Consider the following 15,081-nt stretch of genomic DNA (forward strand, 5'->3'; position numbering starts at 1 on the left):
AGGAACGGACGCTTCCTTTGTACTCACCCTCTCGGGCTTTCCTCCGGGCGCTTCCCTTCGGTATTTCGTGTTTCCAACCTTACCAGATCCGTTTTTCGTTCCGTTTCCGGTCCGAATTTGTTTCCAGTGGCCGTTGGAGGGCCTTTGCCTTTCGGCGTGTTCACTACGTTAGCGGATTTTCTCGGTGACTCATAATCGAGTTCCGCGGGCTTGAATTCCTGCGTGCAGGCACGCCGAAAAGACCCCGCCGAGGGAAATCGTAGTAGTGGTTTGGCCGCTCTCGGGTGGTGGCTGAACGCCCTACCCGGGTCAAGCGGCTCGGGCTACATTACGGATCCCGCAAGGGCGCGTCAAGTTCGTCGGCGAGGGGTGTGCGGGCGATAAGGGCTCACCGTCGGGTCGTTGGGGATCCAGAAGCGCCACGGGTGGACTCCGCCGGGGCCCGAGACGCCGGTGCGCGGCCCGTTCGACACCTGGTCGGCGGGGGTGGCGGTGCCGTGCAGAACCGTCAGGGGCGCCCCGGGGCCTGCGCAGGCGTCGGTGCCGTTCAGGGAACGGTCCACGTCCAGGGCCGTGGCCAGCCGGGCCGGGCCCTTGGCCAGCTCCCTGTCGTTGCGGGCCGAGAGCCGGCGCTTGCGGGCGAGCTCGGCGCCGCGGGTGATCTCGCCGGCGCGGAGCAGCACGGCGCTCGCTCTGCCCTCCTCCCCGCAGACGAGGTTCATGCAGTGCCACATGCCATAGGTGAAGTAGACGTAGACGTGCCCGGGCTGACCGAACATCACGCTGTTGCGGGCGGTGCGGCCTCTGTAGGCGTGGGAGCCGGGGTCGATCGCACCGTCGTACGCCTCGACCTCCGTGAGACGGAGTTCGATCGGGCCGTCGGGGGTACGGCGTACCAGGACGCGTCCGAGGAGGTCGGGGGCGACGTCCAGGACAGGGCGATCGAAGAAGTCACGGGGCAGGGGCGTACGGTCAGGGGCCGCGATCATGCCGCCCGAGGGTAATGGAACCGGCGGAGTGGGCACGTGCGGAACCGGGCGCGGGTGTACCGCGTTTGTAGTCAGCAGTATTAAGCAGTGTCGTCGTCTAGCGCGCTCGTTCGCGTACGGAGGGAATCGGGACATGGGGTTCAAGCGGCTGTTGGCGAGTCTTGGGGCGGGCGGGGCTTCTGTGGAGACCGAGCTCATCGAGCCCAATGTCGTGCCCGGCGGTGTCGTGCAGGGTGAGGTGCGGATCCAGGGCGGGTCCGTCGATCAGGAGATCGAGGGTCTCTCGGTCGGGCTGCAGGCGCGGGTCGAGGTCGAGGGTGCGGACCAGGAGACCAAGCAGAACATCGAGTTCACCAAGACGCGACTGGGCGGTGCCTTCACCCTTCAGGCCAACGCCGTGCACGCGGTGCCGTTCGGTCTCGAGATCCCGTGGGAGACGCCGGTCACCACGATCGACGGACAGCAGCTGCGCGGCATGAACATCGGGGTGACCACCGAGCTGGCGATCGCGCGGGCCATCGACTCGGGCGACCTGGACCCGATCAATGTGCACCCGCTGCCGTCGCAGCAGGCCATCCTCGACGCGTTCATCGGGCTCGGGTTCCGCTTCAAGAGCGCCGACATGGAGCGCGGGCACATCCGCGGCACCCGGCAGAAGCTGCCCTTCTACCAGGAGATCGAGTTCTACCCGCCGCAGCAGTACCGGGGGCTCAACCAGGTCGAGCTGAGCTTCGTCGCCGACGACCGCGAGATGGACGTCGTCCTGGAGATGGACAAGAAGCCGGGGCTGTTCAGCGAGGGCAGCGACACCTTCCGGTCGTTCGTGGTCGGGCACCACGACTTCCAGGGCACCGACTGGTCGGCGTACCTCCACCAGTGGCTCTCCGAGGTCGGCAGCAAGCGGAACTGGTTCTAGGGTTTGTCTGTCTCTGCAGGCTTGTCCAACATGGAGGTGTCGTTGTGACCGAGCAGCCCGGGCGTGCTCCGCTGCCTCACGACTTTCATCCGCAGGTGCCGTCGTTCAGCGTGGTGAGCGAGGACTTCGAAGCGGGTGGGGTGCTCGACGATGCTCAGGTCTACGCGGCCGGGAACACCTCGCCGCAGCTGCGGTGGGAGGGTTTCCCCGCCGGGACCAAGAGCTTCGCCGTGTCGTGCTTCGACCCGGACGCGCCGACCGGCAGCGGGTTCTGGCACTGGTCCGTCTTCGACATCCCGGTCTCGGTGACCGAACTGCCGACGGGAGCGGGCACCGGCAAGTTCGAGGGGCTTCCCGAGGGCGCCGTACAGGTGCGCAACGACTACGGGACCAAGGACTTCGGCGGCGCCGCGCCGCCGGCCGGGGACCCCGCCCACCGGTACGTGTTCACGGTGTACGCCGTGGACCAGGAGAAGCTGGGGCCCGACTCCGACGGTTCGCCCGCCTTCGTGGGGTTCAATCTGCGGTTCCACACGCTCGCGCGCGCCCAGGTGGTCGCCGAGTACGCGGCTCCCGCCGGGAGTTAGCAAGAGTCAGCGTTCACGGAACGTTTGCCCGCCTCTGGTCTTGGAATTGATCAGGGGCGGGCATTTTTTATTGCGTTGTCCATCTCGGCGTGCACGGCCAGAGTTGACGCACGGACGCCGAGGGGTGATCCGGTGCGCACGGGAGGTGGGCAGGATGCGGGACACACTGGTGCTGAACGCGAGCTTCGAGCCGCTCTCGACGGTGACGCTCAACCGAGCAGTGGTGCTGGTGCTGACGGACAAGGCCGTCGTCGAGCAGGCCCATCCCGAACTGCGCATGCGCGGTGCCGCGATCGAGATGCCCGTACCGCGGGTGATCAGGCTGTGCAGGTACGTACGGGTGCCGTTCCGAAGACGCGCGCCGTGGTCGAGGCGGGGCGTGCTCGTGCGGGACCAGCACCGGTGCGCGTACTGCGGAAGGCGTGCGACGACCGTGGACCACGTCGTGCCGCGCTCGCGGGGTGGCGCGGACTCGTGGCTCAATACGGTGGCTTCCTGCGCCGAGGACAACCACCGGAAAGCGGACCGGACGCCCGAGCAGGCCGGAATGCCGCTGCTGCGGGAGCCTTTCGAGCCGACTCCCGCCGACGCGATGCTGCTGTCGCTCGGGTCGGGCGGTGACGTGCTGCCGGACTGGTTGAGCAGGGGCGCTGCCGCGTAGGCACTACGTGCGGAGGCGGGTCCATCGGCCTTGGGGTCGATGGGCCCGCCTTTTGTCTTGCGGTTCGCTGTGGTTGCTCGCGCAGTTCCCCGCGCCCCTGACGGGGCGCTCTAGTCGATCGGGGGCTGCTCGCGGCGCTCCTTGCTCATGGACGGGCTCGGGGCGCCCGCCATCGGGCCGAAGTTGCCCATCGCGCCGGACAGGCCCTTGAGGGCGTCGCCGATCTCGCTCGGGACGATCCAGAGCTTGTTCGCGTCGCCCTCGGCGATCTTCGGGAGCATCTGGAGGTACTGGTACGAGAGCAGCTTCTGGTCCGGGTCTCCGGCGTGGATGGCCTCGAAGACGGTACGGACCGCCTGCGCCTCACCCTCGGCGCGCAGGGCCGCCGCCTTCGCCTCACCTTCCGCGCGGAGGATCGCGGACTGCTTCTCACCTTCGGCGGTGAGGATCTGGGACTGCCGGATACCTTCGGCGGTGAGGATCGCGGCGCGCTTGTCACGGTCGGCGCGCATCTGCTTCTCCATCGAGTCCTGGATGGAGGTCGGCGGCTCGATCGCCTTCAGCTCGACGCGGTTGACGCGGATGCCCCACTTGCCGGTCGCCTCGTCGAGGACGCCGCGCAGGGCCGCGTTGATCTCCTCGCGGGAGGTGAGGGTCCGCTCCAGGTCCATGCCGCCGATGATGTTGCGGAGCGTGGTGACCGTGAGCTGTTCGATGGCCTGGATGTAGCTGGCCACTTCGTAGGTCGCGGCGCGGGCGTCCGTCACCTGGTAGTAGATGACCGTGTCGATGTTGACCACCAGGTTGTCCTGGGTGATCACCGGCTGGGGCGGGAACGGCACGACCTGCTCGCGCAGGTCGATGCGGTTGCGGATGGAGTCGATGAAGGGGACGACGATGTTCAGACCCGCGTTCAGCGTGCGGGTGTAGCGGCCGAAGCGCTCCACGATGGCCGCGCTGGCCTGCGGAATGACTTGGATGGTCTTGATCAGGGCGATGAAGACCAACACCACCAGAATGATCAGGACGATGATGATCGCTGACATCGCGTCTCCTGTGCCCTTCGTGCCGACTTCGTCCGGCGACGTCCCGCCGGAAGATCATGGGATCTTGCTCGTCGAGTCTGTCAGAACAGCCCTGGTGTCGTGGCTGGTTCCAGCCACATCGCGGTGTGCCGAGATGTTCACATGACGATCGCCGTGGCCCCTTCGATGTCGACGACGTCGACCTGCCGGCCGGGTTCGAACTCGGCGTCGCTGTCGAGCGCGCGGGCCGACCAGATCTCACCGCCGAGCTTGATCCGTCCGCCGCCGCCGTCGACCCGTTCGAGGACGACGGCCTGTTTGCCCTTCAAGGCGTCCACGCCGCTGGCGAGTTCGGGCTGCTGGGCGCGGTGACGTGCGGCGACGGGGCGTACGACGGCGATGAGCGCGCACGACACGACGGCGAAGACCACGACCTGGAGGATGACACCGCCGCCCAGGCCTGCCGTCACGGCGCCGGCGACGGCGCCCACGGACAGCATGCCGAATTCGGGCATGGCGGTGAGGACGAGCGGGATTCCCAGTGCGGCCGCTGCGATCAGCCACCACACCCATGCGTCGATGTCTGCCACATGGTCATGGTAGATCCGCTGATGGCCGTGCGGACAGGGGACGTCCGGCCCGCACGGCGGAGATGCGCGGTCAGCCGAGGGGCAGGCCGGTGGCGGTCCACCGGTCGTTCTTCTGCTCGACGACCAGTGGGAGGCCGAAGCACTTGGAGAGATTGCGGGAGGTGAGCTCCAGCTCCAGCGGTCCCGCGGCGAGGACCTTGCCCTGGCGGATCATCAGGACGTGGGTGAAGCCCGGGGCGATCTCCTCGACATGGTGCGTGACCATGATCATCGAGGGGGCGATCGGGTCGCGCGCGAGACGGCCGAGGCGGCGGACCAGGTCCTCGCGGCCGCCGAGGTCGAGGCCCGCGGCGGGCTCGTCCAGGAGCAGCAGCTCGGGGTCGGTCATCAGGGCGCGGGCGATCAGGGTGCGCTTGCGCTCGCCCTCGGAGAGGGTGCCGAACTTGCGGTCCAGGTAGTCGCTCATGCCGAGGCGGTCGAGGAAGGCGCGGGCGCGCTGCTCGTCGACGTCCTCGTACTCCTCCTGCCAGCCGGCGGTCATGCCGTACGCGGCCGTGAGGACGGTCTGCAGGACGGTCTGGCGCTTGGGCAGCTTCTCGGCGAGGCCGTTGCCGGCGACGCCGATGCGCGGGCGCAGTTCGAAGACGTCGGTGCCGGGCTTGCCGAGGGTCTCGCCGAGGATCGTGGCGGTGCCCGAGCTCGGGAAGAGATAGCTCGAGGCGATGTTCAGGAGGGTGGTCTTGCCCGCGCCGTTCGGTCCGAGGATGACCCAGCGCTCCCCCTCCTTCACCGACCAGGAGACCTGGTCCACCAGAGCCCGGCCCTCGCGGACCACGGATACGTCCTCCAGCTCCAGTACATCGCTCATGAGCGCGTTGTCTCCCATTGCAGTCTCGGCTGTCTCGTGCGTCCGCGGACGGTTCGGCTGATTCGCCACTGGACGCAGCCCCCAGATAAACCTACGCCACTGGTGCGACAGTCCTTTCCCGCGGCTGCGGTTTTCGCGTCACGGAGGGCTTCCCGGGGCTTCTAAGGTGGTGCGCATGTTGTCGGAACCACGGTCTGGGCGCCTGGCGTCCTGGGGAAATGCCCTGTTGGGCGGATTTGTCGGACCTGATGACGCGGCGCTCGCCATCGTGGGCGAGGACGCGGTGCACCGGGTGGAGGGGATTCCCGGGGAGGCCGGTCCGGTCGGACTGACGCTCGCGCTCGGCCGGCTGCGCGCGCTCGGGGCGACCGGGCTGCGGGTCGCGCTGCCCGCTCCGGGGCATCCACTGGGGCTGAGCGGGCCGCCCGAGTTCAACGCGCGGGCGTTGGAGGCCGAGGAGGCCGTCGTCTGTCAGGGGGCCGCCCTGGGGCTCGTACCGGAGGTGTACGAGGCCGGGCCGGACGGTGATGTGCATGTCGAGGTGATGTGGCACTGCCTGCCCGTGCGGGAGGCGCCGCCGGCCGATGTGCCGTCCCTGGGCGAGGCCGAGCGGGAGCTGGCGGAGGCGCTTCGGGAGGCGACCGAGGTGCTCACGCGGCTGGACGTGGCCGGGTCGGGTCCGGTGGCCGAGGCGGCCGTGGACGCGTACCGGGCCCGGGCCGAGCGGGGCCGGGAGGTGCTCGCTCCGGGGTATCCGCCGCGGGCCGTGCGGGTGCTGGAGCTGGCCCAGCGGGTCGGGCTGCTGATCTCCGTGGCGTACGGGAGCGGGCACGGCGGGGCTGTCAGCGCCTCCGAGATGGGGGCGCGGTCCGTGGCGCTGCGGCCGGTCGAGCGGACGGCCCGGCGGGCTCAGGTGGCCGCGTACAACGCGTTCGTGGAGGAGCGGGAGCGGGGCTGAGCGGCTGCGGCTCTTCCGGAACGGGCGAGCCCCCGCGGACCTGGTCCGCGGGGGCTCGCCGTGCCTGCTCGGTGTGAGCGTCAGACGTTCGACGCGACGTTGCCGAAGGCGGGGTTCAGGACGCCGATGACGTTGGCCGAGAGGCCCGAGACGTTCACCGGGACGTGGACCGGGACCTCGGCGTGGTTGCCGGAGGCGACGCCCGGGGACATGGCGGCCGCGCCCTCGGCGTTCGCGTCGGCGAAAGCCGCTCCGGCGGACGCGCCCGAGGCGATACCGGCGACGGCGACGGCCAGGGCGGCCTTCTTGGCGATGCTCATGAGAAAAATTCCTCCAGATGTACGGTTCGCCCCCGAACCGCGGAGGCGCACGCTGCGAAACGCGTGGGCCGCTCGGATGACACGGGGCCGGACCGCGATGCGCCCGATCTGGTCAATAAACGGACCATGACATCAATGCGTCCGGGCGGCGCGGGGCCGAAAAAAGGGAGCGGCCCCCCGGGGAGTACCCGGGGGGCCGCCGGTCCTGAGGACCTGGGGCCGCGTCAGCCGTTGAAGCCGTGGTTCCCGAAGGCCGGGTTGAGGGCACCGATGACGGACACGGTGTTGCCCACGGCGTTGACCGGGATGTGGACCGGGACCTGGACCAGGTTGCCCGAGCCGACGCCCGGGGACTTCACGGCCTTGCCGTCGGCGTGCGCACCGTCAGTGGCAGAGGCCAGACCGGCACCGGCGGCGACGAGCCCACCGGCGACGAGGGTGACAGCCGCGGCCTTCTTCAGGTTCTTCACTTCGAGTCCTCCTTGGGATCACCGCGGCCAGCCGCCGCAGCACGCACTGGAGAACGCGGCCGGGCTCGACGGGATGCGCCATTCGGATGACATCCACACGACGGTATGAATCTCACACCGGAGGGGAACCGTCCGCCTTGTGGAGCGTTGAGCCGTCCGGTAGTGCGCCGGAGCGCGTGTGGTCAGCCCGCCGCGCCGTGGCGTACGGCCCAGAGCGCGGCCTGGGTGCGGTCCGCGAGGTCGAGCTTCATCAGGATGTTCGACACGTGCGTCTTGACGGTCTTCTCGGAGAGGACCAGGGCGCGGGCGATCTCCCGGTTCGAGCGGCCGTCGGCGATCAGGCCGAGCACCTCGCGCTCGCGCTCGGTGAGGGAACCGCCCCTCCCCTGCCCGGTGCCGGTCTCCTCCTGGGAGAGCAGGGCGCCCGCCACCTCCGGCTGGAGCAGGATGTGGCCCGCGTGGACGGAGCGGATGGCGCCGGCCAGGGCGTCGGGGTCCACGTCCTTGTACACGTAACCGGCGGCTCCCGCGCGCAGCGCGGGGACGACCGTCCGCTGCTCGGTGAAGCTGGTGACGATCAGGACCTTGGCCGGGTTGGCCAGTTCGCGCAGCTTGCGCAGGGCCTCGACGCCGTCCATGCCCGGCATCTTGACGTCCATGAGCACGACGTCGGGCCGCAGGTCCTCGGCGCGGGCGACTCCTTCCGCGCCGTCGGCCGCCTCGCCGACGACCTCGATGTCGTCCTGGATCTCCAGGAACGTGCGCAGGCCACGGCGGACGACCTGGTGGTCGTCCACCAGCAGGACCTTGATCGCGTCAGCCACCGGGGACCTCCATCTCGACCGTGGTGCCCTTGCCGGGCTCCGATTCCACTGTGAGCCGGCCACCGGCTCCGCTCGCCCTGTCCCGCATGGAGACCAGGCCGAGATGGCGTCCCGCGCGGCGTATCCCCTGCGGGTCGAAGCCCGAGCCGTCGTCGGTGACGCGGAGCACCGCGCCGGCGCCGCGCTTGTGGAGCGTCACCTCGACCAGCTCGGCTCCCGAGTGGCGCAGGGCGTTGTGCAGGGCCTCCTGGGCGACGCGCAGCACCGCCTCCTCCTGGGCGGCCGGCAGGGCGCGGATGCCGCCGGTCGTGAAGGTGACGTGGGCGCCGTGGGCCCGGTCGAGGACCTGGATCTGGGTGCGGAGCGTGGCCACCAGGCCGTCCTCGTCGAGGGCGGCGGGGCGCAGCTCCACGACGGCCGCGCGCAGCTCGTCGGTCGCCTCCGCCGCCAGGTCCACGACGTGCCGCAGCTCTTCCTTGGCGCGGTCCGGGTCGCGGTCCACCAGCTTGGCCGCAGCCTGTGCCGTGAGGCGGAGCGAGAAGAGTTTCTGGCTGACGGCGTCGTGCAGTTCGTGGGCGAGGCGGGAGCGCTCCTCGGCGATGGTGAGCTCGCGGCTGCGCTCGTACAGGCGGGCGTTCGTGAGGGCGATCGCGGCGTGCTGGGCGAGGATGCCGAGCAGTTCCTCGTCCTCCTGGGTGAAGCCGCAGCCGCCCTGGGGCTTCGGGCACCTCTTGTTCGCCAGGAACAGGGCGCCGATCGTCTCGTCGCCGTCCTTGACGGGCAGGCCGAGGAAGTCGGACATGTCGGGGTGGGCGGCGGGCCAGCCCTCGAAGCGGGGGTCCTCGCGGACGTCGGCGAGGCGCTCGGTGCGGGCCTCGCGCAGCATCGCGGCGAGGATGCCGTGCTGGCGCGGGAGGGGGCCGATGGCCTTCCACTGCGCGTCGCTGACGCCGTCGACGACGAACTGGGCGAAGCCGCCGTGGTCGTCGGGCACGCCGAGCGCCGCGTACTCGGCGTCGAGCAGTTCGCGCGCCGAGGCGACGATCGTCTTGAGGACGTCGCGCACCTCGAGATGCCTGCTCATGGCCAGGAGCGCGGCGCTCACCGCGGCCAGGCCAGTCCGTGGACCGTGACTCATGCGCTCACCGTACCGGTGAGGTGTGACAGTCCGTATCGGTCCAGTGGCGGCCTTCGCCTAGGGCCCCGGGACTAGGGCGAAGGGCCCTGGGGCGTCGCGACCCGCGCCGGAGGTGCCTGGTCCCCCGCCGTTCCTACGTTGAGGACGTCGAAGGCGTTGATGGCAGAACGCAGGAATGCCGGAGCAAGGGGACGGTTGTCATGGCAGTAGCGATCATCACGGGGGCGTCGCGGGGGTTCGGCCGGGCGCTGGCGACCGTGCTGGCCGGGCGGGGCTGGGATCTCGTCCTGGACGCGCGGAACGCGGGACCGCTGGAGGAGACCGCGGCGCGGCTCGCGGGGCACGGTGGGAAGGTGCGGGCCGTGCCGGGCGATGTGACGGACGGCGGGCACCGGGCGGGGCTGGTCGCCGCGGCGCGGGAGCTGGGCGGGCTCGATCTGCTGGTGAACAACGCGGGTGTGCTCGGGGTGGAGCCGCTGGTGACGCTGGAGGAGCTGCCGGCCGACGCGTTCCGCCGGGCCCTCGAGGTCAATGTGGTGGCGCCGCTGGCGCTGGTCCAGGAGGCGCTGCCGCTGCTGCGGCGGGCGCCGGCCGGTGCCGTCGTGAACCTGACGTCGGACGCGGCCACGGAGGCGTACCGCACCTGGGGCGGCTACGGGGCGACGAAGGCGGCGCTCGACCAGGTGTCGGCGGTCCTCGCCGTGGAGGAGCCGGAGCTGCGGGTCTGGGCGGTCGATCCGGGCGGGATGCGGACGGACATGCTGGCGGCGGCGGAGCCGGACGAGGATCTCGGTGAGGTGCCGCGGCCCGAGGACGTGGTGCCCGCCTTCGTGCGGCTGCTCGACGAGCGGCCCGCCAGCGGCCGGTACGCGGCGCCCGCTCTGCTGGAGGTGCGATGACACTCGCGCTGCGGGTCCCGGAGGAGCTGCTGGCGCGGGTCCCGGCCGAGCAGCGGGGGCCCGGGCGGGACAGATCGTCGGTGCGGATGCTGGTGTCGCGCGGGACGGCGGTGGCCCATCACCGGTTCACGGAACTGCCGGACGTCCTGCGGGCCGGGGATCTGCTCGTCGTCAACACCTCCCCCACGCTGGCGGCCGCCGTGGACGGAACGCTCGGGCACGCGCGCGTGGTCGTGCATTTCTCGACGCGGGGCGACGGCGGGCGCTGGGCGGTCGAGCTGCGGGAGCCGGACGGGCGGGGCACCACACGCCCGCGCGCGGGCGGGCCGGAGGGTGCGGTCGTGGCGCTCCCCGACGGCGTACGCCTGGAGTACGAGGAGCCTCTCTCGGCGGACGGTGAACGGTTGTGGTGGGTCCGGGCGAGCGGGGACGTGCCGGCTCTGCTGCGGGCGCATGGGCGGCCGATCCGCTACTCCTACACGGAGCGGGACCAGCCGCTGTCGGCGTACCAGACCGTGTTCGCGCTGCCCTACGCGGACGGGGCGGGCAGTGCCGAGATGCCGAGTGCGGCGCGGCCGTTCACGGATCGCGTCGTGGCGCGGCTGGTGAGCCGGGGTGTGCAGTTCGCGCCGATCACGCTGCACACGGGGGTGGCGTCGGCGGAGTCGCACGAGCCGCCCTACGGGGAGCGGTTCGAGGTGCCCGAGGCGTCGGCCCGGCTCATCAACGCCGCGCGGGCCGGGGGCGGCCGGGTCGTGGCGGTGGGGACCACCGCGGTGCGCGCCGTGGAGTCGACCGTCGGCGGTGACGGGGTGGTGCGGGCGGCGCGCGGCTGGACGGAGCTGGTGGTGACGCCGGAGCGCGGGGTGCGGGTGGTGGACGGGCTGGTCACCGGGCTGCACGAGCCGGAGGCGTCCCATCTGCTGATGCTGGAGGCGATCGCGGGGCGGACGGCGGTGAGCCGTACGTACGAGGAGGCGCTGCGGGGGCTCTATCTGTGGCACGAGTTCGGGGACGTGCACCTCATCCTTCCGGAGGAGAAGCCTCACTCCGCGCGTTGCGGCAGCAACTTTCAGTGAGATGACAACCCTCCGGATGTGACCCCGCACATAGGGCACAGGTCACGTACGAAGGTCTTTAGTGGAACGGCCCGGGACTTAAGTCCCGTGGCCACGCGGGGGCTGGGGGTCGGGAGCGGCCTCCCGGCCCCCGTTTTCCGCGCCCCGGTCCACTACCCGGCTTCGTACGTCACACCTTTGCCACGGTTTTTTGCGGCCGCTAAGAATGGCCCCCGTCGCTCAGCGCCGCGGGGTTGTACCCGCGGCGTTCGTGTCCCAAACACGGCATCCGTATCCCGGACCTGTGGGCGGCTTCCGTTCTTCGAGAGGTCCCCGTCTCCATGTCCAGGCACCGCACCTTCGGTCATAGTCCGCTGACCCGCACCCACAAGCTCTCGGTGGCGGGTGTCGCCGCGCTCGGCGCCGCCGCGCTCGCGGCCACGCTGGTTCCGGGTCACGACACGCAGGCCTCGGCGCAGGACGAGACCGTGGCCGCCGCCCCGGTCGCCTTCACCTCGAACGCCGGCGCCCAGCAGATCAAGACCGTGCAGGCCGGTGTCGCCCACCAGCAGGCCACCGCCGACGCGCAGGCCAAGGCCGCCGCGAAGAAGGCTGCCGAGGACAAGGCGAAGGCCGACGCCGCCGCCAAGGCCAAGGCCAAGGCGGACGCCGAGGCGAAGGCCAAGAAGGAGCGCGAGGCGAAGGCGGCCGCGAGCCGGTCCACCCAGCGCACCGCCACGGCGACCCAGGCGGCCGCTCCGACGTACGCCAACAACCTCGACGGCTGGATCCGGCAGTCGCTGGACATCATGAAGTCCAAGGGCATCCCGGGCAGCTACGACGGCCTGTACCGCAACATCATGCGGGAGTCGACGGGCAACCCGAGCGCCGTGAACGGCTACGACGTCAACGCGCAGAACGGCACGCCGTCGATCGGCCTGCTCCAGGTCATCCAGCCGACGTTCTCCGCGTACCACGTGTCCGGTACGTCGACGAACATCTACGACCCGGTCGCCAACATCACGGCCGCCGCGAACTACGCGGCCGACAAGTACGGCTCGATCGACAACGTGAACAGCGCGTACTGAGACCCGTTGCCGGGACCTCCGGGTCCGGAACACGCTGACCCCCACGGCAGAGAAGGGCGGCACCCCCACGAGGGTGCCGCCCTTCTCTGTCGTTCCGGTCGTTCAGGGACCGGTCACTTGCGCATGACCTCGGGCTCGTGGCGGCGCAGCAGGCGCGCGACCGCGAAGCCGCAGATGATGCCGAGGACGATCAGGACCGTGAGGTCGATGCCCCACTGGGTGACCGAGTGCTCCCACAGCGGGTCGAGGTTGTTCGGGTTCTTCTCGTCCCAGGGCGGCATGACGTGCGACAGGTCGAGCGTGGCACCGGCGGCGCCGACCGCCCAGCGCGACGGCATCAGCCAGGCGAACTGCTCCAGGCCGATGGAGCCGTAGATCTGGAACAGCACACCGGTGAAGACGACCTGCACGATGGCGAACATGACGAGCAGCGGCATCGTCTTCTCGGAGGTCTTCACCAGCGAGGAGATGACCAGGCCGAACATCATCGAGGTGAAGCCGAGGGCGATGATCGAGACGGTCAGCTCGATCGCCGGCGGCATCAGCAGCCCCTCCTTGGGCAGCTTGCGCGGCGTGAAGGCGATGGCGCAGATGATGACGCCCTGGATGGCCGTGATGAAGCCGAGGACGATCACCTTGGACATCAGGTACGCGGAGCGGGACAGGCCGGTCGCCCGCTCCCGTTCGTAGATCACGCGTTCCTTGATCAGTTCACGGACCGAGTTGGCCGCGGCCGAGAAGCACATGCCGACCGCGACGATGAGCATGATGGTGCCCGCGTCGCTGTTGAACTTCTTCGGCGGCTCGGGCGGGCCCAGGCCGAAGTCGGCCGGGATGACCACGGAGACGATGCCGAGGACCGCGGGCAGGATCACCATCAGTCCCATGAAGCCCTTGTCGGACGCGATGACCGACACATAGCGGCGGATCAGCGTGATCAGCTGGGCGCCCCAGGGCTGTGGCTTGGGCGGCCGGACGGCCGCGGGCGGCGGCATCTGCACGGACTGCGGGGCGACGGCGTCGATGTCGGCGGCGTACATCTGGTAGTGCTGCGAGCCCTTCCAGCGGCCCGCCCAGTCGTAGTCGCGGTAGTTCTCGAAGGCGGAGAAGACATCGGCCCAGGTGTCGTAGCCGAAGAAGTTGAGGGCTTCCTCGGGCGGGCCGAAGTACGCGACCGAACCGCCCGGCGCCATCACGAGCAGCTTGTCGCACAGCGCCAGTTCGGCCACCGAGTGGGTGACGACCAGGACGGTGCGGCCGTCGTCGGACAGGCCGCGCAGCAGCTGCATGACGTCGCGGTCCATGCCCGGGTCGAGGCCCGACGTGGGCTCGTCCAGGAAGATCAGTGACGGCTTGGTGAGCAGCTCCAGGGCCACGGAGACGCGCTTGCGCTGGCCGCCGGAGAGGGAGGTGACCTTCTTCTCCTTGTGGATGTCCAGCTTGAGCTCGCGCAGCACCTCGTCGATGCGCTGCTGGCGCTCCTGCTCGCTGGTGTCCGCGGGGAAGCGCAGCTTGGCCGCGTACTTGAGCGCCTTCTTGACGGTCAGCTCCTTGTGCAGGATGTCGTCCTGCGGGACCAGACCGATGCGCTGGCGCAGCTCGGCGAACTGCTTGTAGAGATTGCGGTTGTCGTAGAGGACGTCGCCCTGATCGGCGGGCCGGTATCCGGTGAGCGCCTTGAGGAGCGTCGACTTACCGGATCCCGACGGGCCGATGACGGCTATCAGGGACTTCTCCGGGACGCCGAAGGAGACGTCCTTGAGGATCTGCTTGCCGCCGTCCACGGTGACGGTCAGGTGGCGCGCCGAGAAGGAGACGTCACCGGTGTCGACGAACTCCTCGAGCCGGTCGCCGACGAGGCGGAACGTGGAGTGGCCGACGCCGACGATGTCGTTCGGGCCCAGCAGGGCGGTGCCGCTCTTGGGGATCGGCTGGCCGTTGACGTACGTGCCGTTGTGCGAGCCGAGGTCGTGGATCTCGAAGCGGCCGTCGGGCGTCGCGTGGAACTCGGCGTGGTGGCGCGAGACCTGGAGGTCGGAGACGACCAGCTCGTTCTCCAGCGCGCGGCCGATGCGCATGACGCGGCCGAGGGAGAGCTGGTGGAAGGTGGTGGGGCTGCGGTCGCCGTAGACCGGCGGCGCCCCCGCGACTCCGCCGGGTCCCTGCTGCTGCGGCACCTGCTGCGCCGGCGGCTGCTGCCACTGCTGCTTCTGGGGCTGCTGTTGCTGTGGTGGCGCCTGCTGCGGTGTCTGCTGTTGCCAGGCGGGCTGCTGGTACTGCTGGGGCGGCGGCTGCTGGGCGAGGCCCGCGGCCTGCTGCTGTGCCTGGTGCGGTGCGGCCTGCGCGGCCTGCGCACCCTGTCCGGCCTGCGCCGGGACGGCGGCGGCCCGGGCGCTTCCCTGCACGTTCAGGCGCGGCCCGTCCGTGGAGTTGCCCAGATGCACCGACGAGCCGGGCCCGATCTCCATCTGATGGATCCGCTGGGCCTGCACGAAGGTGCCGTTGGTCGATCCGTGGTCCTCGATGACCCAACTGCGGCCGCCCCAGCTGATCGTGGCGTGCCGCCAGGACACCCGTGCGTCGTCCAGCACGATGTCTCCCCCCGGGTCGCGCCCGAGGGTGTACGACCGGGACGGATCGAGCGTCCAGGTCCTGCCATTCAGTTCCAGTACGAGTTCAGGCACTCCACG

At 70.2% G+C, this 15,081-nt stretch carries 16 protein-coding genes; 7 read left to right on the forward strand and 9 right to left on the reverse strand.

Features of this window, described 5'->3' with window-relative positions; genetic code table 11:
- Positions 1-350: 350 nt before the first annotated feature.
- Positions 351-989 carry a DNA-3-methyladenine glycosylase gene (locus tag ABZ930_RS14555; RefSeq protein ID WP_361546852.1) on the reverse strand — a complete coding sequence of 213 codons (639 nt, stop codon included), beginning with the start codon at positions 987-989 and terminating at the stop codon, positions 351-353.
- Between the two features lie 133 nt (positions 990-1,122).
- Between ABZ930_RS14555 and ABZ930_RS14560 the strand changes: the two genes are divergently transcribed.
- The 3 genes from ABZ930_RS14560 to ABZ930_RS14570 all read left to right on the forward strand — a co-directional run bounded on the left by ABZ930_RS14560 (position 1,123) and on the right by ABZ930_RS14570 (position 3,153).
- Positions 1,123-1,905, forward strand: coding sequence for a sporulation protein (locus tag ABZ930_RS14560; protein ID WP_361546855.1), 783 nt, complete (start codon positions 1,123-1,125; stop codon positions 1,903-1,905).
- Positions 1,906-1,949: 44 nt separating this feature from the next.
- Positions 1,950-2,492, forward strand: coding sequence for a YbhB/YbcL family Raf kinase inhibitor-like protein (locus ABZ930_RS14565; protein WP_361546858.1), 543 nt, complete (start codon positions 1,950-1,952; stop codon positions 2,490-2,492).
- A gap of 154 nt (positions 2,493-2,646) precedes the next feature.
- Positions 2,647-3,153, forward strand: coding sequence for an HNH endonuclease (locus tag ABZ930_RS14570; RefSeq protein WP_361546861.1), 507 nt, complete (start codon positions 2,647-2,649; stop codon positions 3,151-3,153).
- A 110-nt stretch (positions 3,154-3,263) separates the two neighbouring features.
- Here the strand turns inward: ABZ930_RS14570 and ABZ930_RS14575 are convergent, their stop codons facing one another.
- The 3 genes from ABZ930_RS14575 to ABZ930_RS14585 all read right to left on the reverse strand — a co-directional run bounded on the left by ABZ930_RS14575 (position 3,264) and on the right by ABZ930_RS14585 (position 5,636).
- Positions 3,264-4,199 carry an SPFH domain-containing protein gene (locus ABZ930_RS14575; RefSeq protein ID WP_361546864.1) on the reverse strand — a complete coding sequence of 312 codons (936 nt, stop codon included), beginning with the start codon at positions 4,197-4,199 and terminating at the stop codon, positions 3,264-3,266.
- A 137-nt stretch (positions 4,200-4,336) separates the two neighbouring features.
- Positions 4,337-4,768 carry an NfeD family protein gene (locus ABZ930_RS14580; protein WP_361546867.1) on the reverse strand — a complete coding sequence of 144 codons (432 nt, stop codon included), beginning with the start codon at positions 4,766-4,768 and terminating at the stop codon, positions 4,337-4,339.
- Between the two features lie 70 nt (positions 4,769-4,838).
- The gene (locus ABZ930_RS14585; RefSeq protein WP_361546870.1) at positions 4,839-5,636 is read right to left on the reverse strand and encodes an ABC transporter ATP-binding protein; all 798 of its coding nucleotides are present in this window, start codon (positions 5,634-5,636) and stop codon (positions 4,839-4,841) included.
- Between the two features lie 175 nt (positions 5,637-5,811).
- On the opposite strand from ABZ930_RS14585, the gene ABZ930_RS14590 reads away from it, so the two are divergent.
- Positions 5,812-6,594, forward strand: a complete 783-nt coding sequence (locus tag ABZ930_RS14590) for a hypothetical protein (protein WP_361546873.1) — start codon at positions 5,812-5,814, stop codon at positions 6,592-6,594.
- A gap of 80 nt (positions 6,595-6,674) precedes the next feature.
- Here the strand turns inward: ABZ930_RS14590 and ABZ930_RS14595 are convergent, their stop codons facing one another.
- From ABZ930_RS14595 to ABZ930_RS14610, 4 genes are all read right to left on the reverse strand, one after another.
- Positions 6,675-6,914, reverse strand: coding sequence for a chaplin (locus tag ABZ930_RS14595; protein ID WP_361546876.1), 240 nt, complete (start codon positions 6,912-6,914; stop codon positions 6,675-6,677).
- Positions 6,915-7,138: 224 nt separating this feature from the next.
- Positions 7,139-7,384 (reverse strand): chaplin, encoded by a 246-nt coding sequence (locus ABZ930_RS14600; protein ID WP_361546879.1) that lies wholly within the window; start codon positions 7,382-7,384, stop codon positions 7,139-7,141.
- 182 nt (positions 7,385-7,566) lie between these two features.
- Entirely contained in the window at positions 7,567-8,208 is a 642-nt protein-coding gene (locus ABZ930_RS14605) for a response regulator transcription factor (protein ID WP_361546882.1), read from the reverse strand.
- Positions 8,201-9,346, reverse strand: a complete 1,146-nt coding sequence (locus ABZ930_RS14610; protein ID WP_361546885.1) for a GAF domain-containing sensor histidine kinase — start codon at positions 9,344-9,346, stop codon at positions 8,201-8,203. The genes ABZ930_RS14605 and ABZ930_RS14610 overlap by 8 nt, the downstream gene beginning before the upstream one ends.
- A gap of 200 nt (positions 9,347-9,546) precedes the next feature.
- Here ABZ930_RS14610 and ABZ930_RS14615 point away from each other — a divergent pair, with 200 nt between their 5' ends.
- The 3 genes from ABZ930_RS14615 (at position 9,547) to ABZ930_RS14625 (ending at position 12,391) form a co-directional block, all read left to right on the forward strand.
- Complete coding sequence (locus tag ABZ930_RS14615) at positions 9,547-10,245, forward strand: SDR family oxidoreductase (protein ID WP_361546888.1); 699 nt, start codon at positions 9,547-9,549, stop codon at positions 10,243-10,245.
- Positions 10,242-11,324 (forward strand): S-adenosylmethionine:tRNA ribosyltransferase-isomerase, encoded by a 1,083-nt coding sequence (locus ABZ930_RS14620; protein ID WP_361546891.1) that lies wholly within the window; start codon positions 10,242-10,244, stop codon positions 11,322-11,324. Before ABZ930_RS14615 ends, ABZ930_RS14620 begins: the two co-directional genes overlap by 4 nt.
- 320 nt (positions 11,325-11,644) lie before the next feature.
- Complete coding sequence (locus ABZ930_RS14625; protein ID WP_361546894.1) at positions 11,645-12,391, forward strand: transglycosylase SLT domain-containing protein; 747 nt, start codon at positions 11,645-11,647, stop codon at positions 12,389-12,391.
- A 113-nt stretch (positions 12,392-12,504) separates the two neighbouring features.
- Here ABZ930_RS14625 and ABZ930_RS14630 read toward each other — a convergent pair whose 3' ends face one another.
- Positions 12,505-15,075: an FHA domain-containing protein gene (locus tag ABZ930_RS14630; RefSeq protein WP_361546897.1), complete on the reverse strand. Its 2,571-nt coding sequence runs from the start codon at positions 15,073-15,075 to the stop codon at positions 12,505-12,507.
- Positions 15,076-15,081 lie beyond the last annotated feature (6 nt).

The organism is Streptomyces sp. NPDC046716 (assembly GCF_040645755.1).
In the GTDB taxonomy this organism is placed as follows: Bacteria; Actinomycetota; Actinomycetes; order Streptomycetales; family Streptomycetaceae; genus Streptomyces.

Coding starts and splice junctions, on each gene's coding strand:
- ABZ930_RS14625 (WP_361546894.1), top strand. CDS start 11,645: ATGTCCAGGCACCGCACCTTCGGTCATAGTCCGCTGACCCGCACCCAC.
- ABZ930_RS14570 (WP_361546861.1), top strand. CDS start 2,647: ATGCGGGACACACTGGTGCTGAACGCGAGCTTCGAGCCGCTCTCGACG.
- ABZ930_RS14555 (WP_361546852.1), bottom strand. CDS start 989: ATGATCGCGGCCCCTGACCGTACGCCCCTGCCCCGTGACTTCTTCGAT.
- ABZ930_RS14610 (WP_361546885.1), bottom strand. CDS start 9,346: ATGAGTCACGGTCCACGGACTGGCCTGGCCGCGGTGAGCGCCGCGCTC.
- ABZ930_RS14620 (WP_361546891.1), top strand. CDS start 10,242: ATGACACTCGCGCTGCGGGTCCCGGAGGAGCTGCTGGCGCGGGTCCCG.
- ABZ930_RS14595 (WP_361546876.1), bottom strand. CDS start 6,914: ATGAGCATCGCCAAGAAGGCCGCCCTGGCCGTCGCCGTCGCCGGTATC.
- ABZ930_RS14590 (WP_361546873.1), top strand. CDS start 5,812: ATGTTGTCGGAACCACGGTCTGGGCGCCTGGCGTCCTGGGGAAATGCC.
- ABZ930_RS14615 (WP_361546888.1), top strand. CDS start 9,547: ATGGCAGTAGCGATCATCACGGGGGCGTCGCGGGGGTTCGGCCGGGCG.
- ABZ930_RS14575 (WP_361546864.1), bottom strand. CDS start 4,199: ATGTCAGCGATCATCATCGTCCTGATCATTCTGGTGGTGTTGGTCTTC.
- ABZ930_RS14560 (WP_361546855.1), top strand. CDS start 1,123: ATGGGGTTCAAGCGGCTGTTGGCGAGTCTTGGGGCGGGCGGGGCTTCT.
- ABZ930_RS14585 (WP_361546870.1), bottom strand. CDS start 5,636: ATGAGCGATGTACTGGAGCTGGAGGACGTATCCGTGGTCCGCGAGGGC.